The following is a 22,910-nucleotide window of genomic DNA, read 5'->3' on the forward strand; positions in this document are numbered from 1 at the left end:
CCTAAACATTTTACCTATTTTCTTTTTTGGCCCTCGCTCTTATCCCATACTTTTGATCAAATTTTCTGTCATAATAGAAAAACTGCAAAGTGCCAACTACCATTATTATTAACGCGATAGGTATTGACGCTTTTGCGATATCTAAAGCTTCTACAGTATAGTTTAATTCTTTTAATACACCAACAATTAGCAAAACACCTCCTGCTGCAACAAAAGCATTCTGCCCAAAGAAATTACCATAGTTTTCTACTGCAGCTTCTAAGCCCTTAATCCTTTCATGGTCTTCGCTTTTTATTTCGCCATATCTATTCATTGCTGCCCCTTCTGCCATAGGTAATATCAAAGGTCGTATAAATTGTACATGTCCCCCAAGCCTTAAGCCGAACATCGCTGCCAATGTCCTAAGTACTAAATATAAAGCAGTTACTTTTCCCACTGTAGCTGCTTTTGTTTTTCCTATTACATATGCAGCCCTTTCACGGAGACCATACCTTTCAAGTATTCCAATTACAGGCAATGAGATAATAAATATAGACATGTATCTGTTGTCTACAAAAGCTTTTCCTAAAATTTCTACAATTTTAGGAAAAGGTACCCCTGCCACCAGGCCAGTCACAATACCAGCAATTAAAACCACTGCTAAAGTATCGAGCTTCAAGATAAATCCCACAATAATGATTAAAATACCAATTAACTTAATCATAAACTATCCCCCTTTAAAATGGATTTATTTTTTTGTAATTATATCACAATACATAAATAAAACTGTGGCCACGGCTACAATTTTATAAATTTTTAGTCATAATTATTTATAAATCCTGTAAATCCTATTTTTACCATGACACTTATGTATAAACTTTTATATCTTTTTAGGCCATTACAACAATTTTGTAGTAAAAAAGAAAAGCACTTAGGCAAATGAACCCTAAGTGCATCTATTTTTCAGTATTTTCTGGTGGAGCTGATGGGACTTGAACCCACGACTTCCACAATGCCATTGTGGCGCTCTCCCAACTGAGCTACAGCCCCATATTTATTTTTGGTGGAGGTGCGGGGAGTCGAACCCCGGTCCGAAGGCGTCACAGTAAAAGCTTCTCCGAGCGCAGTCGCTGTTTTAACTTTCCCTCAGCGGTTCTCCCAGCGACAGGATAACCGCCTCGGTAGCTTCATAAGTTCCGGTTTTGCCCCGAAGCCTGAGCAAAACCAGTTCCCCACTTTTTTGACGCCCAATCCTGAAACGTGGGCATTTCAGGTTGGACGGCTACCTTAAATTAGGCAGCGTAAGCTAATTCTCTGTCTGCGTTTATTTTTACTCCACCATTTTTACGAGCTGGCGGACAACTCGGCTCGCTACTTTTACCTCGACTGCCCCCGTCGAAACCAGTACACCCCCATGTTATATGCCTAATTGTTTTTCTTTAAAGTGCTTTTCTAATTCTCTTTTTGCATCTCTTCTCGCAATATCTTCTCTCTTATCGTAGAGTTTTTTACCTCTCGCTACAGCTAATTCGACTTTGACAAGGCCTCGCTTTAAATAAAGCTTTGTAGGAATTAAAGTGTAACCCTTCCTTGTCACATAACCAACTAGTTTATTAATCTCATGTCTATTGAGAAGTAATTTTCTAGTCCTTAAGGGGTCTTTATTAAATATATTACCTTTTTCATAAGGACTTATATGCATATTATAAAGATAAACTTCGTTGTTTTCAACTCTTGCAAAGCTATCTTTTAAATTGACTTTCCCCATCCTAATAGATTTAACTTCAGTTCCACTAAGCACTATTCCTGCTTCATAAGTTTCTTCAATGAAGTAATCATGGTAAGCTTTTTTGTTTTGAGCGATTATTTTAATTTCTTCCTTCGCCAAATTTTAAACACCCTCTTTAGGAGAAAATTGCCCTACTTGTGTGTCACAAATAGGGCACCTTCATCGCTATTATATTATAACACATTTTTAAATAGTGTCAATATATGTTTCAGCTTTTATGCTCGGTTAAGCCAATCTCTAAATTATCTTTTTCTTCTTCTGCTAAAACAAAGTCTATTTCTCTCCTATCCACATCTACATGAACAACTTTTACATAAACCTCTTTACCTATAGAGTAAACTTTTTTGCTCTTTTCACCAATTAAAACATATCTTTCTGGATCAAAATGGTAATAGTCATCCTCCAATGAAGCAACATCTACTAACCCTTCCACAGTGTTGTCAAGTTCTACAAAAAATCCGTAATTTGTCACGTTGGAAATTATCCCTTTATAAACATTCCCTATTCTATCTGCCATGTACTCTACTTTCTTTAATTCTTCTATTTCTCTTTCTGCAGCTTCTGCTGCTCTTTCTCTCTCAGAAGATTTTAAAGCAATGTCATTTAAAATTCTGTTGTAATGGCGTTGCCTTTTTTCTGTTAATTTTCCATTTATGTATTCTTTGATTATCCTATGAATTATAAGGTCAGGATATCGCCTTATGGGGGAAGTAAAGTGAGTATAATATTGGGTCGCCAAAGCATAATGGCCAATGTCTTCTGGACTGTATCTTGCTCTTTTTAAAGACCTTAAAAGCAAAGTTTCTACAACTCTTTGCTCACTCTTTCCTCTCACTTGTCTTATTAACTCTTGCAAAGACTTTGGATGTATTTGTCCTCCTTCAATTCCTTTTATATGATACCCCAAATTGTGAATAAACTTATTAAAAGCAATCAGCTTTTCTATATCCGGATGTTCATGAATTCTATAAACAAAAGGTACATTTAACCAATGCATGTGCTCCGCTACCGTTTCATTAGCTGCTAACATAAATTCTTCAATTATCCTGTGAGCTATATTTCTTTCAACTTTTACAATATCTATTGGCTTACCTTTCTCGTCTACTATTACTTTAGCTTCAGGAAAATCAAAATCTACACTGCCTCTTCTTTTCCTTTTCTCTAGCAAAACAAGAGCTAGCTCTTTCATTAGTTTAAAATCTTCCAATAGGTACTGATACCTCTTTTTTAATTCTTCATCATTTTCTTCTAAAAGTTTGTAAACATTTGTATATGTCATTCTCTCTTTGCTTTTTATAATGCTTTCAAAAATTTCATGGTCTACAACTTCTCCTTGAGAGTTTATTTTCATTTTAACAGTGAGAGTCAGTCTTTCTTCCTGCGGATTTAAACTGCAAATACCATTAGATAACTTAGGTGGCAACATTGGTATTACTCTATCAATGAAATATACACTACATCCTCTCTTTAATGCTTCTTTATCTAAATGAGAACCTTCTTTTACGTAGTGGCTCACATCTGCAATACTCACATATAAAAGATAATTTTCCTCTGAAAGTTTTTTGAACACATACTGCGTCGTCTAAATCTTTTGCATCTTCTCCATCAATTGTGACAAAGTTTAAGTTAGTCAAATCAATTCTTCTCTTTTTTTCTTCTTCAGGAATTTCTGTCGATATCTCTTCTGTTTCCTTTAAAACCTCTTTAGGAAAAATTTCAGGAATATCATATTCCCTTATAATGGACATTACATCTATACCAGGGTCTCCTTTATACCCTAATATTTCTATAATCTCCCCTTCAGGACTTCGCCTTCCTTCAGGCCATTTAGTAATTCTGGCTACAACTTTCATGCCTGTTTTGGCGCCTTTATCTTCTCCTTTAGGAATAAATATATCTTGATGGATCTTTTTGTTGTCTGGTACTACAAAGCCAAAATTTTTACTTTTTTCGTAAGTTCCAACAATAGTTGTATTTGCCCTTTTGAGAATTTTTACAACTTCTCCCTCTTCACTCTTTCCATCCACCCTTTTTGTAACTCTTACCAAAACAGTGTCATCATGCATTGCACCGTTCATGCCGCTTACAGGTATGAATATGTCCTTTATATTGCTATCTTCGGGAATTAAAAAGCCATAGCCTCTTGAATGAAATTCAATCTTACCTTTGACCAAATCTAATCTTTCAGGAAGAGCATATTTACCTCGTTTTGTTTTAAAAACAAGTCCTTCTTTTTCCATCTCTTTTAATATTTTTTCTAAAATGCTTTTTTGACTATAGTCTATCCCTAATATTTTCATTATTTCCTCTATTTTAGAAGGCTTATAATCTTCTTCATTCATTAATTCTAAAAGTTTTTCCTTCACATTCATTCCCATTCCTCACAATCCTATCTGTGGTGCGATTTTTTTCATTTCATTAAGGGCAATCTCTAAAAATTCGTCTAAAGAAATTCCAAATTCTTCACAAGTTTTGATTTGGTCGCGATTTGCTCCTTTAGCAAAAGTCTTATCTTTAAACTTTTTCTTTAATGATTTTACTTGCACCTCCTCCAATTTTTTAGAAGGCATCACATAAGCTGTTGCAGTAATTAAACCTGATAAAGGGTCAACGGCAAAAAGAGCTTTGTCAAGAAGAGTTATCCTCTCAATGCCATGAATTTCATTATGTGCCATAACTGCATGTACTATTTCCTCATCAAGACCATGCTCTCTTAAAATTTCTCCCCCCCTTATACTGTGCAGCTCTGGATTGTCCTTAGTTTCTTGGTAGTCTATGTCATGTAATATCCCTGTAACTACCCATCTTTCAACATCTTGTCCTAATCTTTCAGCTAAACCTCCCATTATAGCACCTGTAGCTATCATGTGATTTATTAAAGTCTCATCTGACACATATTCTTTGACAAGCGCTAAGGCCGTGTTTCTATCCATTTAACTCTCCTCCTACTATTAAAGTTACCAATTTTACTTAATATTATAACATGAATGGTCAAAAAACAATAACCTTAAACAATGCTCAAAGGCAGCAAATTTTGATTTGCTGCCTTTGAAATTAATTATTTATTATCGTATTTTATTGCCGCCTGAGCAGCAGCCAGTCTTGCAATAGGTACTCTGTAAGGTGAAGCAGAGACATAATCAAGACCTACTTTGTGGCAGAATTCAATAGAAGATGGGTCTCCACCGTGTTCACCACATATACCTACTTCAAGGTCAGGTCTTGTCTGCCTTCCAAGTTTAGTACCCATTTCTACTAACTTGCCAACACCCTCTTGGTCAAGCTTAGCAAATGGATCAAATTCATATATCTTCTTTTCATAATAAGTTTCAAGGAATTTGCCAGCATCATCCCTCGAGAAACCGAAAGTCATCTGAGTCAAGTCATTAGTACCAAAGGAGAAGAATTCTGCTTCCTTAGCAATTTGGTCAGCTGTAAGAGCTGCTCTTGGTACCTCTATCATTGTTCCTACAAGATATTTTATTTCAACATTGTTTTGTTTTATAACTTCGTCAGCTACTTTTACTATTATGTCTTTGAGGTATTTAAGCTCTTTAAGTTCACCTACAAGTGGTATCATAATCTGCGGTTTTACGTCTTTGCCTGTTTTCTTCTTTACGTTTATAGCAGCTTCTATAATAGCTCTTGTCTGCATTTCAGCAATTTCTGGATAGGTTATAGCTAATCTACAGCCTCTATGACCTAACATTGGGTTAAACTCTTTTAAGCTTTCTACTGTTGCTTTTAGCTCTTCAAAAGTTATACCCATGTTTTCTGCAAGTTCTTTAATTTCTTCATCTGTATGAGGTAAGAATTCATGCAATGGTGGATCTAAAAGGCGTATAGTAACAGGGAATTCACCCATAACTTCAAACAAACCTTCAAAGTCTGACCTTTGCATAGGCAATAGTTTTTCTAAAGCTTTTCTTCTTTGTTCTTCTGTCTTTGAGACAATCATTTCTCTCATAGCAGGAATTCTATCTTCATCAAAGAACATATGCTCTGTCCTGCAAAGGCCTATTCCTTCAGCACCAAACTGAACTGCAACTTTTGCATCTCTTGGTATATCTGCATTAGTTTTTACTTTTAATTTTCTATATTTGTCTGCCCAGCTCATGAGAGTTGCAAAATCTCCAGTTAGCTCAGGTGTAACAGTCTTTATTTCACCAATGTAAACATTGCCTGTGCTACCATCTATAGATATGTAGTCTCCCTCATGAACTTCTATATCGCCAATTCTCATTACTTTTGCTTGCTCGTCTATCTTTGCATCGCCACAACCTACTACGCAAGCTGTACCCATACCTCTTGCAACAACAGCTGCGTGAGATGTCATACCACCACGAGTTGTAAGTATTCCTTGTGCTACAGACATACCTTCAATGTCATCTGGAGATGTCTCTGTTCTTACAAGAATTACTCTCTCTCCTCTTGATTTCGCAGCTTCTATTGCTTCATCAGCAGTAAAATATACTTTTCCTGATGCAGCACCAGGAGAAGCAGGTAAACCTTTTGCAACAGGCTTAGCAGCTTTCAACGCATTTGGTTCAAAGGTTGGATGCAATAACTGATCTAATTGCTTTGGATCTACTCTTAAGACTGCTGTTTTTTCATCTATTAAACCTTCAGCCACTAAGTCTACAGCTACTTTCAAAGCTGCTTGAGCAGTTCTCTTTCCGTTTCTTGTCTGTAGCATGTAGAGTTTACCTTTTTCAATAGTAAACTCTATGTCCTGCATGTCTTTGTAGTGTTTCTCCAATTTCTCAGCAATTTCTGCAAATTGGTTATAAACTTCTGGCATAGTCTCTTTCAAAGTTGAAATTGGTTGAGGCGTTCTAATACCTGCAACAACGTCTTCACCTTGAGCATTCATCAAGAATTCGCCAAATAAAGCCTTTTCACCAGTCGCGGGATTCCTTGTGAAAGCAACACCTGTACCTGAATCATTACCCATGTTGCCAAATACCATTGATTGAACATTTACTGCTGTACCCCAATCACTTGGTATGTCGTTAAGTCTTCTGTACACTATAGCCCTTGGATTATCCCAAGACCTAAATACTGCTTTTACAGCTTCCAGAAGTTGTTCTTTTGGATCTTGTGGGAAGTCTACTCCCATTTCTTTTTTATAAAGTTCTTTAAATCTTTTTACTACCTCTTTGAGGTTTTCAGCTGTTAAATCTGTATCAAATTTTGCACCATTTTCCTCTTTTACTTCATCTAAAATAGCTTCAAATTTATTCTTGTCAATTCCCATTACAACATCTGAGAACATTTGAATAAATCTTCTATAGCTGTCATAGGCAAATCTTTCATTGTTTGTAGCTTTAGCAAGGCCTTCTACTGTCTCGTCATTTAAACCAAGGTTTAAAATAGTATCCATCATACCTGGCATTGAAACTCTCGCGCCAGACCTTACAGATACTAATAAAGGATTTGTTGGGTCTCCAAATTTTTTACCTGTAATTTCTTCTAATTTAGCCATATATTCATAGATTTGTTCAACAATTTCTGGAGCTATAGTCTTACCATCTTGATAGTACCTTGTACAAGCCTCAGTGGTGACTGTAAATCCTTGTGGAACAGGTAAACCCAACTTCGTCATTTCAGCAAGATTTGCGCCTTTTCCTCCTAAGAGGTCTCTCATTGAAGCATCGCCTTCACTAAATAAATACACATACTTTTTACTCATGAAATCTCTCCTCCTTTTAATACGTTTAATATAACATTAGCTGTTTCTTCTACAGCTTTATTTGTAACATCGATTACAGTACACCCTAATCTCTTCATCACCTCCTCAGCATATTTTATCTCTTTTTTAACTCTTTCTTCAGTAGCGTATATGGCATTAGCATCAAGGCCAAGAGATTTTAATCTCTCTTTCCTTATTTTTACCAAAACTTCAGGGTCTATAGTTAACCCAAATATTTTTTTAGGGTTGATTTCAAATAATTCTTGAGGTGGTTCAATTTCTGGCACTAAGGGTAAATTAGCAGCTTTTATGTATTTATGAGCAAGATACATGCATAAAGGAGTTTTGGATGTTCTAGAAACCCCTATAACAACTACATCGGCCAATAGTATACCCATTGCATCTTTACCATCATCATATTTTACGGCAAATTCTATTACTTCGATTTTTTTCAAATAATCTTCTTTATTATTTTTTGCTAAATTGGTATGGGGGGATATACCAGTACTATCTTCAATAGCATTTATCACTGGTCCCATTACATCTACTATTTTTATGCCAAATTTCTGTGCTTTTTTAAGAAGATAATCTTTTAATTCCGGGACCACCATAGTATGGATTATTATGCTATTTGCATCATTAGCTGCCTCCATGATAATCTCTTCTATTTGATTTTTATCTCCAACATAAGAATATTTTTTATTTTTCTATAAAAGTATCAAAGTGGGCAGCAGCAATACTCGCAATGTTTTCTGCTGTGTCTACATTAGAATCTGAAACCAAGTAAATTGATACTCCTTCTTCCATTAAAAATCCCCCTAACCTTCCCCAAGCTTTACAAACAATTTAGTAATGTTGGTCTTTGAAATCCTTCCTGTCACTTTGTATCCTTGTTTTCCATCACTTCCCACTACAGGCTCAACTACAGGAAGACTGTCTACTTCGTGCTCTATAATTTTAACAGCAGCATTATACACAGGCTCATCATCATAAGTTGTAACTATGTTAGGCATACGGGTCATAATTATTCCCACCGGGACCTTATAAATATCAGTGTTGCCTATTGCGATTTTTAAAAAGTCTTTTCTTGAAACAGCGCCGGTTAAAAATCCTCCATCCTGTACAAAAATTGTCCCGACATCTTTTAAAAAAAGTGTTACAATGGCATCATACACTGATGTACTTTCCTCTACCACTACAGGTAAAGACTTGATATCTTTTACTTTTATGCTCTTTATATAATCTTCTACTAAACTGAGGGGTGATTTTCCTGTATAAAAATATCCCACTTTTGGCCTCGCCTCTAAGATCCCAGACATAGTTAATATTGCCAAATCCGGTCTTAAAGTCGCTCTTGTGACATTTAATTTCTCAGCTATTTGTTCCCCTGTAATGGGTTGATGTTTCTTGACAATGTCAATAATTATATGCTGGCGGTTTGTCAGTTGAATCTTTATCACCCCTTTAAAGTTTTTGACAATTTATACTTTCCTCTGTCGTTTCATAAACGTTTTCTATCGGTTTATCACTTTAGTATAATTATATCACAAGTTTATAAGATAACCAACTTTCTTTTTCGTTTCCTTCCTATTATATCACAAATTATTGCAACATAAAAAATCAAGGAAATCAGTTAAAAAGCCTGATTCCCTTAAAAATTTAACCTTTCTTCAAGATATTTCTCTACTTCTTCAATTTTTATTCTCACTTGTTGCATAGTATCTCTATCTCTTATGGTTACACAATGGTCATTTTCCGAATCAAAGTCATAAGTAATACAGAAAGGCGTGCCTATCTCATCCTGTCTTCTATACCTTTTACCTATGCTTCCTGTCTCATCGTAATCTACTACGAATTTATTTCTCAACTGGTCATAAAGCTTATAGGCATTTTCTGATAATTTCTTGGATAATGGAAGCACTGCTGCCTTAATGGGAGCAAGAGCAGGATGAAGCCTTAAAACCACTCTAGTTTCTCCATCTTCTAACTCTTCTTCTTCATAGGCATCTATTAAAAATGCCAACATTAACCTATCTACCCCAACAGAAGGCTCAATGCAATATGGTATGTACTTTTCTCCTGTTACAGGGTCCATATAAGATAGGTCAACTCCAGAATGTTCCATGTGTTGCCTTAAATCAAAATCTGTTCTATTAGCTATTCCCCACAATTCTCCCCATCCAAAGGGAAAATTATATTCTATGTCTGTGGTAGCAGTACTATAATGAGACAATTCTTCTTTTTTATGGTCTCTAAATCTTAAGTTTTCTTCTTTTAAGCCGAATTCTAAAAGCCAATCCATGCAATATTTTCTCCAGTAACTAAACCATTCCATATCTTCTCCCGGTTTACAGAAAAATTCTAATTCCATCTGTTCAAATTCTCTCGTTCTGAATATGAAATTACCAGGAGTAATTTCATTTCTAAAAGATTTACCAATTTGTCCTATTCCAAAAGGCATTTTCTTACGAGTTGTCCTTTGAACATTTTTAAAGTTCACAAAAATTCCTTGTGCGGTTTCAGGCCGCAAATACACTTCTGATTTAGAATCTTCTGTAACACCTTGATAGGTTTTAAACATGAGATTAAACTTCCTAATATCAGTAAAATTATGGGCACCACATTTTGGACAGGGCACTTTATGCTCTTTTATAAATTCCATCAATTGTTCATTTGTCCAACCTTCAATAGAAATATTTAATTCCTTTTCTTTAATGTAGTCTTCAATCAATTGGTCAGCTCTAAATCTTGATTTGCACTCTTTACAGTCCATTAAAGGATCGCTAAAACTGCTAACATGACCTGATGCAACCCACACTTCTGGATTCATCAAAATTGCAGTATCAATTCCTACGTTATAAGGACTTTGTTGAATAAATCTTTTCCACCACATCCTCTTAATATTGTTTTTAAGTTCTACTCCCAGAGGTCCATAATCCCAAGTATTAGCAAGTCCTCCATATATTTCAGACCCCGGAAAAACAAACCCTCTGTTTTTTGCAAGGGCAACTATTTTATCCATTGTGACTGCTTGTGACATTTAATAACACTCCTTTTTCTCTCGCAATTATACAAAAACCCTTCATCCCTTTTGGGAAGAAAGGTTTTTGACGTTACTTATTTAAGAATACCAAAGAGACAAGTTTCTGTCAATCTTTTTCTTTTCTTCTTTTAATACGGTTACGCTTTTATCATGTTTTTCAACTTCAATTGTGCAATTAGCTAAAAGCGCTACTGCCGCTCCCACTAACGTCAGCTGAGGAATGATAACTGCAGAAATAGCACCTGCAGTTACAGGAATCTCCAAGAGAACTTTATCGTCTTTTTTATTCTTATTTTTGTAACATTACCTTTTTAATTAATTCTTTTATTTTTTCCATAACTTCTGAACCTGCGACTGTAAAGGTCTCAGTCCAACTTTTTCTATTCTCTTCTATATATATCAATGCGTCTACAACACTGCCACCTGACTTTTCTAATGCTTCTTTTGCTTCTTTATAACTTACTCCCATTCTCTCTACTATCATATCTATTTTTTCTAATTCTTCATCTAACACGTTAAACCCTCCTTTCACATATTTTGTAACTTGTCAATAAAATCTTTTGATTTAAACTCTATTTCAAGATGTTCTTTCATATAGGCTGTTATTATTTTATCCACTTCTTCTTTTATAACTCCTGAAACTTTAATATTTTGAAGCTTGTCATAATCTCCTTTAAGAAAATACTTTATAGCTTTTAATGTTACTTCATGTAATGGCTTGGCGTCAAAACATTTATTTTTGCAGTTTATACACACTGCACCCCCGCAGGAATTAGAAAAATATTTTAAATTCTCTCTTTTTCCACACACAACACAATTATCAAGTTGAGGCATATATCCCAATAAAGAAACTAATTTTAAGTTATAAGAAGAAATAAAAATTAAAGGGTCTATTTGTAGCTCGTCAACTGCTTTTAAAGAATGTTTTAAAAACAGATACAGCCTCTCGCTTTTTTGATTTTCCTCTAAAATTTTGTTTATAGTTTCGGCAATATACGAAGCTACAGAAAATTTAGCTAAGTCTTTTTCTATATTTTTATGAGCTTCGATTAACTCCCATTGGTCAATATAGTAATAATTTTGCCCCTCAAAAATAACATAATTGGCAACAACAAAAGGCCTTATTGCATTCACAAATCGGCTCTTTGATCGCCTTGCCCCTTTTGCCACTGCCTGGAGTTTGCCATAGCTTTTAGTAAAAAGGGTGGCTATTTTGTCTGTTTCACCTATTAAATTGTTTTTTAATACTATTGCTTCTGTTTTTAACAAGCGCATTTTTTATCAACTCATTTTTAGTTTATTCCATTCCTCCACAATCTTAACGCCTGCACTTGCCCCAATGCGATTAGCTCCTGCTTCAATCATCGCCTTAGCATCTTCAGCAGTTCTTACACCGCCAGAAGCTTTAACACCAAAGTTTTCACCAACTGCCTGTCTCATTAATTTTACATCCTCTACCGTCGCTCCACCTGGCCCAAAACCAGTAGAAGTCTTAACAAAATCAGCACCTGCTTCTTTTGTGATCTGACATGCTTTTACCTTTTCTTCATCAGTGAGATAGCAGGTTTCTAAAATTACTTTTACAACTATATCTCCATAGGATTTTACCGCTTTCACAACTTCTTCAATTTCTTTTTTTACATAGTCGTAATCTCCACTCTTCAACATGCTTATATTTAATACCATGTCAACTTCTGTCGCACCTTTTTTAACCGCTTCAACTGCTTCAAATACTTTGGTTTCGATAGTATTTGCACCTAATGGAAAACCTATCACTGTGCAAACTTTAACATCTGTATCTTTTAACATACTATAGGCAAGGTCTACAAAGCAAGGGTTTATGCAGACAGAAGCAAACCCATACTCTTTTGCCTCATTACAAAGCTTTTCTATCTCGCTTTTTGTCGCATTTGGTTTTAATAAAGTGTGGTCAATCATTTTTGCTATGTTCATAATATAACCTCCTTTTGTTTTCACTAAATACTTTACTATTCGTAAGTTTTCTTGTCAATGGCATATCCTAATTTTTTAAGTAACGTTGTATTGTCTCTCCACCCCTTCCTCGTCTTTACCCATAGGTCAAGAAAAACCTGTTTTCCATAAAATTCTTCTAAATCAAGTCGCGCACTTTGACCTATCTTTTTTAGCATTTGCCCATTTTTGCCTATAATAATTCCTTTGTGGGACTCTTTCTCACAGTAAATATATGCTTCAATGTCTATTATATCTTTATCTTCCCTCTCTTTAATAGATTCTACTTCCACATAAATACCGTGAGGTACTTCTTCCTCTAAAAAGTGTAACATCTTCTCTCGAATTATTTCTGCCACTATTAATTTTTCGGGCTGATCTGTTATATAATCATCCAAATAATATTTGGGGCCTTCTGGCAAAAGTGATACAATTTTTTCTTTTAACAAATCTATATTTTTATTTTCAATAGCAGAAATAGCTACTACATCTTTAAACTCATATTGCTCTTTAAAAATTTTTATAGTCTCTTCTACTCTTTCCTCAGGCACCAAATCTATTTTGTTGACTACAAGTATGACAGGTGTATCTACTTCTTTTAAATGTTCGATTATGTATCTATCTCCAGGTCCTACTTCCGTATCTGGTTCTATCATATACAAAATAAGGTCAACTTCTTTCAATGTTCTTTTAGCTACCTCAATCATAAATTCGCTTAATTTAGATTTAGGTTTATGAATGCCAGGAGTGTCAACAAAAATAACCTGGTATTCATCTGTTGTCAAAATCCCACGAATGGTATTTCGAGTAGTTTGGGGTTTGGGAGAAGTAATAGCAATCTTCTCTTGTAAAATTGCATTTAAAAGAGTAGATTTACCTACATTAGTTCTACCAACTAATGCTACAAAACCAGCTTTATGGCCCATATCATCACTCCTTATTTGATTATTTGAAAAATCAACACTGTAATCAATATCCCAAATAAACCTCCAAAAAATACCTGAGAAAAAGAGTGGATTTTACCTTCTACTCTGCTTTCAGCCACCATAAGAGCAAGTAAAAAACCTAAAGTGGCAATAAAAGCATTTGCTGTCATAAAAGTTATAGCTGTCGCAGTAGCAAAAGCAATAGCACTATGAGCGCTGGGCATTCCTCCCCTCATAGGAGTTCCTTCTTTAAAATGCACCTTTAAAATTACAGTCAAAAACACTACAACTAAAAGACTTATAACTGTGATATGAATGGGTGACTCTCTAAGCTTTAATAAAATTATTTTTGTCCAAGGATTTACTCTATCAAAAAATATTAAATAAGCTACAAGAATGGCATTTATCGCGGATATAAGAACTGCTCCTGCAGCTACATTTTTCGCAACCTTAGCCAAAGGATTATAATTTTTAACCATCATGTCAATTGTGGTTTCAATAGCCGTATTTATCATTTCAGAAATTAAAACTAAAGAAATTGTAAATAAAATTACCACAAATTCTACCCTGGAAAGGTCCAAAAAAAGGCAAAAGAATAATACCAATATTGCTATGGCAAAGTGAATCTTCATGTTTCTTTGGGTTTTAAAAGCATGTAAAATGCCATCTATCGCATAATTAAAGCTGTCAATTAAATTTCTCGATTTCACAAAATCACCGCCCAATATTAAGCCTTGCCATAACTTCCTCTTCTTTTTCCCTCATAATTTTTCTTTCTTCTTCAGTTTCATGGTCATAACCCAAAAGATGCAACATGCTGTGAGCTGTTAAATAAGCTACTTCTCTTTCAAAGGAATGCCCATATTCCATTGACTGCTCTAATGCTTTTTCTAAAGAAATAACTATATCTCCTATTGGCTGCACCTCTTCTGAATCTTCCTCTATTTCTTCAACCTCTGCATAAGTATCTTCAAACTCTGCTAAAGGAAATGACAAAACATCCGTCGGCTTATCTATACCTCTATAATATTTATTTAATTTTCTAATTTCCTCATTATCCACAAAAGACACACTTACTTCAACATTATCAATAACCTCTTCTACCTCTAATACTGTTTTTATAACTTTTTCCACCAATTCTTCCAAATTTATTGCATCAACTTTATCTTGTCTGTTGTCTATCAAAATGTTCATTCTAACACCTCTTTATTTTGATTTGGTTCAATATCAGGATACTCAATTCTTTTATGAAACATACCAGTTAAAGCAGTCAAAAAAGAATTTTTTATAGTTTTAATATCTTTTAAAGTTAAATCGCTATCTTCCAACTGACCATCATTTAATCTATCTGCGACGATTTTATCAATCATATTTTTTATATTTTCCTCAGTAGGTTCCGGGATAGATCTCACAGCTGCTTCTACAGAATCTGCCAACATCAAAATGGCAGACTCTTTGGTAGAAGGCTTTGGACCTGGATATCTGAAAGATTCTTCTTCGCAAGATTCCTCTTCATTCTGTAAAGCCTTAGTATAAAAGTATTTCACTAAGGAAGTACCATGGTGTTCTTTTATCAAATCGATGACTTGTTGAGGAAGTTTATACTTTTTAGCTAATTCTATACCATCTTTTACATGGGAAATTATTACTAATGTACTTAAATCAGGAGAAATTTTGTCATGCAAATTTTCTCCTGAAAGCTGGTTCTCTTTGAAAAAATAAGGTCTTTTAATTTTACCTATATCATGGTAATAAGCCCCCACTCTAACTAACAAACTGTTTGCTCCAATAGCATCAGAAGCAGCTTCTGCGAGATTTGCTACTACTATGCTGTGGTGATAAGTACCAGGAGCATCCATCATAAGTTTTTTAAGAAGCGGATTATTGGGATTTGATAGCTCTAAAAGTTTTAAAGGAGTTAAGATATCAAAAGCTGCTTCCCAAAAAGGCAAAGTACCAATAACCAAAATTATACTAAAAGTTCCACTGACAATTCCCCATAAACTACTTTTTAATACAGAAATTATATCATTGCTATTTAAAAGCCCTATTCCTACAATACTTACAAGATTTACCCCACTGACGTAAAGACCCGCTTTTACAAAATCTAAACGTTGCTTAGAATGAGAAAGTTTTACTGCACCAATCAATCCCCCTAGCAATGACATAAAAATAAATTCTTGGTTAAAACCCACCATTAAGCCTACTAAAAGAGAATAAATTATGTCAATCATAATAGCAATATAAGGATCTATTAAAACAGAAATTAGCATAGGCAAAGTAGCAGCAGGAATTAAAAGCGGTTCAATCTCTTTAAAGGCAACAGCTAATAAAAGATAAAAAATACCTGTTAAGCACAACAATTCAATGTACATTTTTTTGTAGTAATCTTTTTGTCCAATTTTATAATATAATACACTGATAAAAAAAGTGACAAGCCTAAAATCAAAAATAAGCCTATTATCATTCCATAGTCAATCTTACTGCTACCTTTTAAGAGACCTAAAGATTTCAAAACCTCAATTTGTTGTTGTGTCACCACTTCTCCACTGACTACGATATTTTGTCCTTTTTTATACATAACCGGCTGTACTCTTTCCTCTGCTTCTTTTTTAGCAAGGTTTGTCTCATAGGCATTATATATCATATTAGGAACAATAACAGAAGATAAAATCTTAACAGCTACTGGTTTTACTTCTTCAGAAATATCAGAACTTTCTACAACACTCTTGGCATCGTTTAAAACAGTAGGCAAAGCATCTTCTGTAATCTGCCTTGCCATAATTGCTTTTTCTGTCGATAATACCACCGATTCCATGTTTATAAGGGTATTATCATCTATTTTTAAAAGCAAAGCCACGTCATTATCTTCTAAACCTATGGGACTTACAGCTTTAAAGTCCTGCAATTTCTTTTCTTCTGTTTCTGAAGATTTGCGTACATCTCTCAATTTATTAAAAAAATCAACCAGCTTAAGATAAGATTCTTTGGCAATATTTTCATTATAATCATATTTGGGATTTACCGCATTTACTGCTTCCTCTATTTTCTTTTGAGTAGCAACTACATCTACTACATCTTTAGGAGCTTTTATGTCTTGAGTAGCTACGTCCCCAGCTTTTAAGTCAAATTTTGGAGGCGTTACACTAGTATAAACTAAGGCATAGGAAGAAACAAAATAAAAAATAACAAAAAAAATGATTATCAATTGCTCATTTTTAATTATATTTTTTATATGTTTGTCCAGTTTTTTCATGGATTATTCCCCTCGCTCTGGGATTTCTGATTTGTTTTCCTCCATGTTCTTCTCATAAATTTCATAAGCTTTTATGATTTTAGCTACAAGAGGATGCCTTATCACATCTTCTTCAGAAAGCATTACAAACTCTATACCTTCTATTCCTTTTAATATCTCCATAACCTCTTTTAGTCCGGATTTTTTACCTCTTGGCAAATCTATTTGAGTAACGTCACCAGTTATAACTGCTTTAGAACCAAAACCTATACGGGTTAAAAACATTTTCATCTGCTCAGGAGTGGTGTTTTGAGCTTCATCAAGTATTATAAAAGAATCGTCCAAAGTTCTACCTCTCATATAAGCTAGGGGTGCTACCTCAATTAAGCCTTTCTCCATGTATTTTTGGAAAACTTCTGCTCCTAAAATGTCGTAAAGCGCATCATATAAAGGTCTTAAATAAGGATCAACTTTTTCTTGCAAATCTCCTGGCAAAAAACCCAACTTTTCTCCTGCTTCAACAGCCGGCCTTGTTAAAATTATACGACCTACTTCTTTATTTTTCATTGCGGTAATAGCCATTGCCATAGCCAAATAGGTCTTGCCCGTACCGGCAGGTCCTATTCCAAATACAATCTGATTTTTTCTTATAGCTTCTACATACCTCATTTGCCCATAAGTTTTGCACCTTATCTGTTTGCCTCTAGCTGTTATACAAACAATATCAGACATTAAAGACTTTAGTTTTTCTTCTTCTCCTGCCTCAATCATATTCATAGTATACAAAACATTTTGGGTAGTAATCACATCTCCCTTTTCAATCATTCCCATCAATTTGTTAAAAAGTTTATTAGCAGATTCCACGTTTTTTTCTTCCCCCGTTATCTTAATAATTCCTCCTCTTAACACTATCTTGACATCTAATCCCTCTTCTATTAACTTAATATTTTCATCAAAGTTGCCAAACAAATTGGCAGCTTGCTCCATATCCTCAATATTAATAGCTAACTCCTTAATCAATGTTCCCCTCCTATATAAGAAATTTTTCTTTCATTCCTATTTCCTCTAAAACCTCAGCAGTAATATTGGCTCTTAATATTTTATCTTGTATAATCACATAACTTTCTTTTTATTTACTATCTTACTTTGAGGGCCTAAAACCTTCTCCAACTCCTTTAGTGCTTTTTCAAAAGCAATATTTTTTGCTTCCTCTTTAGATAAAACAATAGTTTTAGGTTTGGTTTCATAGTATACTTCTTTTATTATTCTAACTGGAAAATTTTTTGATATTATCTCTTTTTCCTCTTTTTCAAAATTCTTAAAGTCTACTTTTTTAGGCGATATAGTTATAGTATTATTGCCAAATATTATTTTTGTAACAGTTATTTTGTTGTTTGTCCTCTCAAAGACTTCTTTTTTGAGTTCGGCGTCAGCATAAACTTCATACCATGTCCTCCCAATAATTTGGCCATCAGCATGTACAAATCTTGTCTCTAGTCCTGGCTTTTCAATTATCCCTGTAACAATTATATCTCCCGCTTTTACTGTATCTCCAACTTTTTTTACCGCTTCCCCTTCTAAAACCGTCATCTTATAAATTATACCATCTTTTTTAGCTATTATATTGCATGGTTCATCTTTTGACAATACCTCTTGAGGTTTTGTTTTACCTACAACTTTTACAAAAGCATTAGTACCCTTTATATTTATTCCTATCCACGATATATCATTATTTTGTAATAAAAATTCTGTCTCTATTTTATTAACATCTATAGTAAATTTAGAAACTCCTGGCTTTAATCCTAAGTGTGAAAGCTTTTCTAAAACTACTTTTTCATTTACATTGTTGACGGTCTCTATATTAATTTCCCATATAAAAGTAGAAAATGCATAAATCAGTATAAGAGAAATTGCTGCCCCTAAAACCAATGATTTTCTTCTTTTTAATCGAGAAATTACAAAAGGCAACCCTCTTTTAGAAATCACTGAAACACGACAATTAGTTTTTTTCGCAAAAGACACTATTTCTTTAAAACCCTTTAAACTTACTTTTGCGACTATAGTAGTATAATTCTTACGCTCAATATCCCAAATATAGACATCATTTACCATTATGAGATTTAAAAATTTTTCAATTGACAAACCTTCAATCTTAATAATAACATATCCTTTTAAAAAATTCCATAATTTTATTGCAACCAAAAATACTCCTCCTATACCATTATTTCTATATTCATTATTTCGCCACTAATCGTTATAATCTCTGTCATTATAGAATTTACAATCATGTTTTTACCTAATATTCTAACAACTCCAATTGTCGTATTTACCCTAATCCTTTCAGGAATATACTCAATAATTCCCTTGTGGTTTTCAATAGTAACATGGGTTTTCCCTATCAAAGTTATTTTAGGGAGATTAAGCAGTACCTCTTTTGGAAAGTCTATTGCATTTACAAGTTCGTTTTTTATCCCATCTTTCATACTGTAACCTCCCTTCTCTTAAAATTTTATGAGGAAGAAATTAAAAAAATTCTCTTGCTTTTTTATAGGCAATTAGACCTTTTGAGTAATTAGAAAATATGTATTATAATGAAGGTAACAAAATGAATATTCCTGTTGCTGTAAATTATTTTTTGGGGGGATTTGCCTTGGAGAAAATAGTAATAATTTTTACTGGTGGAACTATATCCATGAAAAATGACCCGAATTTAAATGCTGCTATACCCTCTTTATCAGGAAATGACATACTAAAAATGGTTCCCAACATAAAAGAAATTGCCCAAATTGAAATAATCCAATTTGGTAATTTTCCAAGTCCTTACTTTACTCCCGAGCTATTAATAAATTTGAGACGAGAAGTTGAAAACGTAATCATGAAACAACAAGTAAAAGGAGTCGTCATTACTCACGGTACAGACACCATAGAAGAAACAGCATACTTTTTAGACTTAACTATAAATTCCGAAAAACCAATAGTCTTGACTGGAGCCATCAAAAATTCTTCTGAAGTTGGGTACGACGGTCCCAGCAACTTAATTGCTTCTGTAATTACTGCTTCCTCAGAAAAAGCCAAAAACAAAGGAGTGTTAGTAGTTTTCAATAACGAAATACATGCTGCACGAGATGTCACAAAAACTCATACTTCAAGTATTGACACCTTTAAAAGCCTTGAAACAGGTCCAATAGGTGTTGTAGATAATAACAGAGCGTATTTTTATAGGAACATTGAGGCAAGAGATTATATACCAGTAGACCATTTAGAGCCAAGAGTCAGTCTTTTAAAAGTTGCCTTTGGTATGGACGATAAAATTATCAGATTCCTTGTTGACAGTGGAGAAAAAGGAATAGTAATAGAAGGAACAGGAAGGGGAAATGTACCTCCAAAATTGGCTGAGGGTATAGAATATGCTATATCAAAGGGAGTAATTGTAGTGTTAGTTTCAAGATGTCCTATGGGAAGAGTTGATGCCTCTTACGGTTATAAAGGTGGCGGAAAGCATCTTGAATCCTTAGGGGTAATCTTTGGAGGTAATCTCTCAGGGCAAAAAGCTCGTATAAAACTCATGGCAGCTCTTGCTTATTCTAATAATTACAATGAAATCAAAAAATTGTTTAAAGAAGAAAGGACTTGATACCTAATAGCATCAAGTCCTTTGTTTACTGTAGATACTTGTTTACCATGTCTTTAACAAGGTTGCCATCTGCTCTCCCTTTTACGATTGGCATTACCTTTCCCATCACTTTTCCTATATCGCTTTTAGTTTTAGCACCAGTTTCTTCGATAGCTTTTTTTACTATTTCCTCTATTTCCTCTTCGGATAGCTGCTTCGGTAAATAAGAAAGCATAATCTCAATTTCTTTTCTGGCTTTATCCACTAAGTCTTGCCTTCCGCTTTTCTCGTAATCCGGCAACACTTCTTTTCTTTGCTTTATCTCCTTAGAAATTACATTGATGACCCCTTCATCGTCTAATTCTTTTTGAGTATCTTTTTCAACTTGGAGAATAGCTGCTCTCACCATACTTAAAATATTCTTTTTAAAATTATCTTTGTTTTTCATAGCTTCTACCATATCTTTGTATATTCGCTCTTTTAGGGTCATGGCAAGCACTTCCTTTATTTATTATATTTATATTTTCTTTTTCTTGCTGCTTCGGATTTTTTCTTACGTTTTACACTGGGACTTTCGTAATGTTCTCTTTTGCGAAGCTCTGATAAAACGCCTGCTTTGGAACATTGGCGCCTAAATCTTCTCAGAGCGTTGTCCAATGATTCATTTTCGCCGACTCTTACTTCAGACACTACTCTCCCTCCCTCCAGATAAACTGCTCAAACTAAGCTGCGTATTTTGCTGCGATGTCCTGCTGGAAACTCTCATTTTATTATACTCCTAAAACCATAATGTGTCAATGATTAACCTGGTGGCCAAGTCATAAATCTACCGCCTAAAAGATGAAAATGTATGTGATATACCGTTTGTCCCCCGTCATTTCCACAGTTTGATATAATTCTATAACCTTTTTCGTCAATGCCCTCTTTTTTTGCCAATTCTTTTGCCACCATATAAGCATGAGATACTAAATGTTTGTTATCCTCATTTAAATCTAACAATGTCGGTATATGTTCTTTGGGTACAATGAGGATATGTACAGGTGCCTGCGGGTTAATATCCCGAAATGCTACTACTAAATCATCTTCATAGACTATATTGGAAGGTATCTCTTTATTTATAATTTTACAAAAAATGCAATCTGCCATCTTTTCACCTCCTCTTTTTATATTCTATAGACTTGTGCAAAATTCAAAAGCCTTCATTTAAGCCATTCCACAGACATGCTTTTTTTCTATCACTCTTGAATTTTTTATCTTTTATGTAGGATTTCCCCTCCCATTTGTCGAATTATTATATATACACTATAAAAAATTTTTTAAGAAGGAGGAAATCCTACATGTACCAGCTTCAATTACTTTTAAATATACCTGAACTCTTTACCTCTCAGTCTAAAATTGATTTCTATTCTTCTATGTTTGAAAATCTTGACCTGTCTTCAATACCTGAATTCCCTTCCTCTAGTCCTGGCCGTAAGGGTTACTCTCATCATGCACTTTTTAGAGCTTTTATTGTCATGAAAGCTGAAAGATTCGGCACAATTTCTGACCTTTTAGATTATCTCCGCAATAATCTTATCATTGCTCATCTTTGTGGCTTCGACATTTCTAAACCTCTTCCTTCTTATTGGACTTTTCGCCGTTTTATTAATGACTTCTCTCATGATTATTTGACCTCTATTTTTCAAAATCAGGTCAATATCCTCAAAAATATGGGTATTATCTCCGGTGAGTTTATTTCCATGGATTCTACCCCTATTAAAGCTAACACTAAGTTAAATAACCCTAAGTCTTTTTCTAAAAATAAATTCTCTAAAGATAATCAGCCTAAGTCTGATAAGGATTGTAAATTAGGAGTTTATTCTGCTTCTAATGATTCTTCTAATAAACGCTATAAGTTTTATTGGGGCTATAAAAATCACATTATTGTTGATGCTATCTCTGGTTTACTCATCGCTGAAACTACTACTCCCGCTGATGCCCCTGATTTTGAAGTTGCTTTGTCTTTACTTGAGAAGACTAATAAGTGGTTTAACCTTAAGTATGTTAATTTTATTGCTGATAAAGGCTATGATGTTAAGAAACTTTATAATTATGTTAGAAATATTCTCCACGGTCATTGCTTTATTCCTCTTAACAAGCGCAATTCTAAAAATCCCCCTCTGACTGATGATGGTTATATGGTCTGCGAAGCGGGTATTAAAATGCTTAAAGATGGCAAGCAGTATTTTGATGGTTTTATTAAGCAAAAATTTGTTTGCAAGTTCTGTAATTCTAAAGATGATTCTGCCTGCCCTATAAATCATCCTAAATATCTTAATGGCAAAAAGCATAGAGGCTGTACTAAGTATGCTATTATATCTTCTGATTATAGGTCCTCTATTAATAGAGATTCCCTCTATTTTAAGGCTGTCTATAGATTGAGAATTGAATCAGAAAGATATAATTCCCGCTTTAAAGCTCTGGATTTTGAAAAGGCTTATGTTAGAAATATTAATTCTGTGAGCAACCTTAATACTTTTGGCCATATTACTTTGCTTACTGTCGCTATTGTAGCTATTAAATTGGGCAAATATGATGAGTTTAGATCTCTTGTTGCTTTGATGCAATCGGCCTAATTTTTACTGAATCTATTTCATGCTATTTTTTAACATTTGACTTCTAC

Annotated in this window: 18 protein-coding genes, 1 tRNA gene, 1 other RNA gene and 5 pseudogenes; 2 read left to right on the plus strand and 23 right to left on the minus strand. The window is 34.2% G+C overall.

Features of this window, described 5'->3' with window-relative positions; genetic code table 11:
- Window positions 1-10: 10 nt before the first annotated feature.
- The 20 genes and pseudogenes from THESIDRAFT1_RS12325 to yqfC form a co-directional block, all read right to left on the minus strand.
- Window positions 11-703: a DUF969 domain-containing protein gene (locus THESIDRAFT1_RS12325; protein ID WP_006570533.1), complete on the minus strand. Its 693-nt coding sequence runs from the start codon at window positions 701-703 to the stop codon at window positions 11-13.
- A gap of 250 nt (window positions 704-953) precedes the next feature.
- Window positions 954-1,029, minus strand: a tRNA-Ala gene (locus tag THESIDRAFT1_RS12330).
- Window positions 1,030-1,040: 11 nt separating this feature from the next.
- Window positions 1,041-1,393: a transfer-messenger RNA gene (gene ssrA, locus THESIDRAFT1_RS13110) on the minus strand.
- A 3-nt stretch (window positions 1,394-1,396) separates the two neighbouring features.
- The gene (smpB, locus tag THESIDRAFT1_RS12335) at window positions 1,397-1,867 is read right to left on the minus strand and encodes an SsrA-binding protein SmpB (protein WP_006570534.1); all 471 of its coding nucleotides are present in this window, start codon (window positions 1,865-1,867) and stop codon (window positions 1,397-1,399) included.
- 109 nt (window positions 1,868-1,976) lie between these two features.
- A pseudogene (gene rnr / locus THESIDRAFT1_RS12340) lies at window positions 1,977-4,140 on the minus strand (ribonuclease R).
- Window positions 4,141-4,149: 9 nt separating this feature from the next.
- Window positions 4,150-4,701, minus strand: a complete 552-nt coding sequence (locus THESIDRAFT1_RS12345) for an HD domain-containing protein (RefSeq protein ID WP_003869493.1) — start codon at window positions 4,699-4,701, stop codon at window positions 4,150-4,152.
- A 125-nt stretch (window positions 4,702-4,826) separates the two neighbouring features.
- Window positions 4,827-7,460: a pyruvate, phosphate dikinase gene (gene ppdK / locus THESIDRAFT1_RS12350; RefSeq protein ID WP_006570536.1), complete on the minus strand. Its 2,634-nt coding sequence runs from the start codon at window positions 7,458-7,460 to the stop codon at window positions 4,827-4,829.
- Window positions 7,457-8,267 (minus strand): annotated as a pseudogene (locus tag THESIDRAFT1_RS12355) (pyruvate, water dikinase regulatory protein). The gene ppdK and the pseudogene THESIDRAFT1_RS12355 overlap by 4 nt, the downstream one beginning before the upstream one ends.
- An 11-nt stretch (window positions 8,268-8,278) precedes the next feature.
- A complete protein-coding gene (gene ccpN, locus THESIDRAFT1_RS12360) occupies window positions 8,279-8,920 on the minus strand; it encodes a transcriptional regulator CcpN (RefSeq protein WP_003867910.1) in 642 nt (213 codons plus the stop codon).
- A 191-nt stretch (window positions 8,921-9,111) separates the two neighbouring features.
- Window positions 9,112-10,500, minus strand: a complete 1,389-nt coding sequence (locus THESIDRAFT1_RS12365; protein ID WP_006570538.1) for a glycine--tRNA ligase — start codon at window positions 10,498-10,500, stop codon at window positions 9,112-9,114.
- An 81-nt stretch (window positions 10,501-10,581) separates the two neighbouring features.
- Window positions 10,582-11,017 (minus strand): annotated as a pseudogene (locus THESIDRAFT1_RS14825) (DUF4342 domain-containing protein).
- A 14-nt stretch (window positions 11,018-11,031) separates the two neighbouring features.
- Window positions 11,032-11,778, minus strand: coding sequence for a DNA repair protein RecO (gene recO, locus THESIDRAFT1_RS12375; protein ID WP_003869501.1), 747 nt, complete (start codon window positions 11,776-11,778; stop codon window positions 11,032-11,034).
- 6 nt (window positions 11,779-11,784) lie between these two features.
- On the minus strand, window positions 11,785-12,456 hold the full coding sequence (deoC, locus tag THESIDRAFT1_RS12380; protein WP_003869502.1) for a deoxyribose-phosphate aldolase: 672 nt from the start codon (window positions 12,454-12,456) through the stop codon (window positions 11,785-11,787).
- Window positions 12,457-12,491: 35 nt separating this feature from the next.
- Window positions 12,492-13,400 (minus strand): GTPase Era, encoded by a 909-nt coding sequence (gene era / locus THESIDRAFT1_RS12385; protein WP_006570540.1) that lies wholly within the window; start codon window positions 13,398-13,400, stop codon window positions 12,492-12,494.
- 11 nt (window positions 13,401-13,411) lie between these two features.
- Window positions 13,412-14,110, minus strand: a complete 699-nt coding sequence (locus tag THESIDRAFT1_RS12390; protein WP_003869504.1) for a diacylglycerol kinase — start codon at window positions 14,108-14,110, stop codon at window positions 13,412-13,414.
- Window positions 14,111-14,114: 4 nt separating this feature from the next.
- Entirely contained in the window at window positions 14,115-14,594 is a 480-nt protein-coding gene (gene ybeY / locus THESIDRAFT1_RS12395) for an rRNA maturation RNase YbeY (protein ID WP_006570541.1), read from the minus strand.
- Window positions 14,591-16,656: pseudogene (locus tag THESIDRAFT1_RS12400) on the minus strand (HD family phosphohydrolase). Before THESIDRAFT1_RS12400 ends, ybeY begins: the two are co-directional and overlap by 4 nt.
- A gap of 3 nt (window positions 16,657-16,659) precedes the next feature.
- On the minus strand, window positions 16,660-17,655 hold the full coding sequence (locus tag THESIDRAFT1_RS12405) for a PhoH family protein (RefSeq protein WP_003869507.1): 996 nt from the start codon (window positions 17,653-17,655) through the stop codon (window positions 16,660-16,662).
- Window positions 17,652-18,837: pseudogene (yqfD, locus tag THESIDRAFT1_RS12410) on the minus strand (sporulation protein YqfD). The gene THESIDRAFT1_RS12405 and the pseudogene yqfD overlap by 4 nt, the downstream one beginning before the upstream one ends.
- Before the next feature lie 11 nt (window positions 18,838-18,848).
- Window positions 18,849-19,118 (minus strand): sporulation protein YqfC, encoded by a 270-nt coding sequence (gene yqfC / locus THESIDRAFT1_RS12415; RefSeq protein ID WP_003869509.1) that lies wholly within the window; start codon window positions 19,116-19,118, stop codon window positions 18,849-18,851.
- 98 nt (window positions 19,119-19,216) lie between these two features.
- Between yqfC and THESIDRAFT1_RS12420 the strand changes: the two genes are divergently transcribed.
- On the plus strand, window positions 19,217-20,269 hold the full coding sequence (locus THESIDRAFT1_RS12420) for an asparaginase (protein WP_006570543.1): 1,053 nt from the start codon (window positions 19,217-19,219) through the stop codon (window positions 20,267-20,269).
- 25 nt (window positions 20,270-20,294) lie between these two features.
- Here the strand turns inward: THESIDRAFT1_RS12420 and THESIDRAFT1_RS12425 are convergent, their stop codons facing one another.
- The 3 genes from THESIDRAFT1_RS12425 to THESIDRAFT1_RS12435 form a co-directional block, all read right to left on the minus strand.
- Window positions 20,295-20,738: a GatB/YqeY domain-containing protein gene (locus tag THESIDRAFT1_RS12425; protein WP_003869511.1), complete on the minus strand. Its 444-nt coding sequence runs from the start codon at window positions 20,736-20,738 to the stop codon at window positions 20,295-20,297.
- Between the two features lie 14 nt (window positions 20,739-20,752).
- Window positions 20,753-20,938: a 30S ribosomal protein S21 gene (gene rpsU, locus THESIDRAFT1_RS12430; protein WP_003869512.1), complete on the minus strand. Its 186-nt coding sequence runs from the start codon at window positions 20,936-20,938 to the stop codon at window positions 20,753-20,755.
- A gap of 111 nt (window positions 20,939-21,049) precedes the next feature.
- On the minus strand, window positions 21,050-21,394 hold the full coding sequence (locus tag THESIDRAFT1_RS12435; RefSeq protein ID WP_006570544.1) for a histidine triad nucleotide-binding protein: 345 nt from the start codon (window positions 21,392-21,394) through the stop codon (window positions 21,050-21,052).
- A 191-nt stretch (window positions 21,395-21,585) separates the two neighbouring features.
- Between THESIDRAFT1_RS12435 and THESIDRAFT1_RS12440 the strand changes: the two genes are divergently transcribed.
- Window positions 21,586-22,863: a transposase gene (locus tag THESIDRAFT1_RS12440; RefSeq protein WP_006570545.1), complete on the plus strand. Its 1,278-nt coding sequence runs from the start codon at window positions 21,586-21,588 to the stop codon at window positions 22,861-22,863.
- The last annotated feature ends 47 nt before the right edge of the window (window positions 22,864-22,910 follow it).

The organism is Thermoanaerobacter siderophilus SR4 (assembly GCF_000262445.1).
Lineage (GTDB): Bacteria > Bacillota > Thermoanaerobacteria > Thermoanaerobacterales > Thermoanaerobacteraceae > Thermoanaerobacter > Thermoanaerobacter ethanolicus.

Excerpts from the sequence above, each read along its gene's own strand:
- THESIDRAFT1_RS12420 (WP_006570543.1), top strand. The coding sequence starts at position 19,217 with ATGTATTATAATGAAGGTAACAAAATGAATATTCCTGTTGCTGTAAAT.
- era (WP_006570540.1), bottom strand. The coding sequence starts at position 13,400 with ATGGGCCATAAAGCTGGTTTTGTAGCATTAGTTGGTAGAACTAATGTA.
- THESIDRAFT1_RS12435 (WP_006570544.1), bottom strand. The coding sequence starts at position 21,394 with ATGGCAGATTGCATTTTTTGTAAAATTATAAATAAAGAGATACCTTCC.
- THESIDRAFT1_RS12345 (WP_003869493.1), bottom strand. The coding sequence starts at position 4,701 with ATGGATAGAAACACGGCCTTAGCGCTTGTCAAAGAATATGTGTCAGAT.
- THESIDRAFT1_RS12325 (WP_006570533.1), bottom strand. The coding sequence starts at position 703 with ATGATTAAGTTAATTGGTATTTTAATCATTATTGTGGGATTTATCTTG.
- THESIDRAFT1_RS12425 (WP_003869511.1), bottom strand. The coding sequence starts at position 20,738 with ATGACCCTAAAAGAGCGAATATACAAAGATATGGTAGAAGCTATGAAA.
- ppdK (WP_006570536.1), bottom strand. The coding sequence starts at position 7,460 with ATGAGTAAAAAGTATGTGTATTTATTTAGTGAAGGCGATGCTTCAATG.
- yqfC (WP_003869509.1), bottom strand. The coding sequence starts at position 19,118 with ATGAAAGATGGGATAAAAAACGAACTTGTAAATGCAATAGACTTTCCA.
- THESIDRAFT1_RS12440 (WP_006570545.1), top strand. The coding sequence starts at position 21,586 with ATGTACCAGCTTCAATTACTTTTAAATATACCTGAACTCTTTACCTCT.
- ybeY (WP_006570541.1), bottom strand. The coding sequence starts at position 14,594 with ATGAACATTTTGATAGACAACAGACAAGATAAAGTTGATGCAATAAAT.
- recO (WP_003869501.1), bottom strand. The coding sequence starts at position 11,778 with ATGCGCTTGTTAAAAACAGAAGCAATAGTATTAAAAAACAATTTAATA.
- THESIDRAFT1_RS12365 (WP_006570538.1), bottom strand. The coding sequence starts at position 10,500 with ATGTCACAAGCAGTCACAATGGATAAAATAGTTGCCCTTGCAAAAAAC.
- deoC (WP_003869502.1), bottom strand. The coding sequence starts at position 12,456 with ATGAACATAGCAAAAATGATTGACCACACTTTATTAAAACCAAATGCG.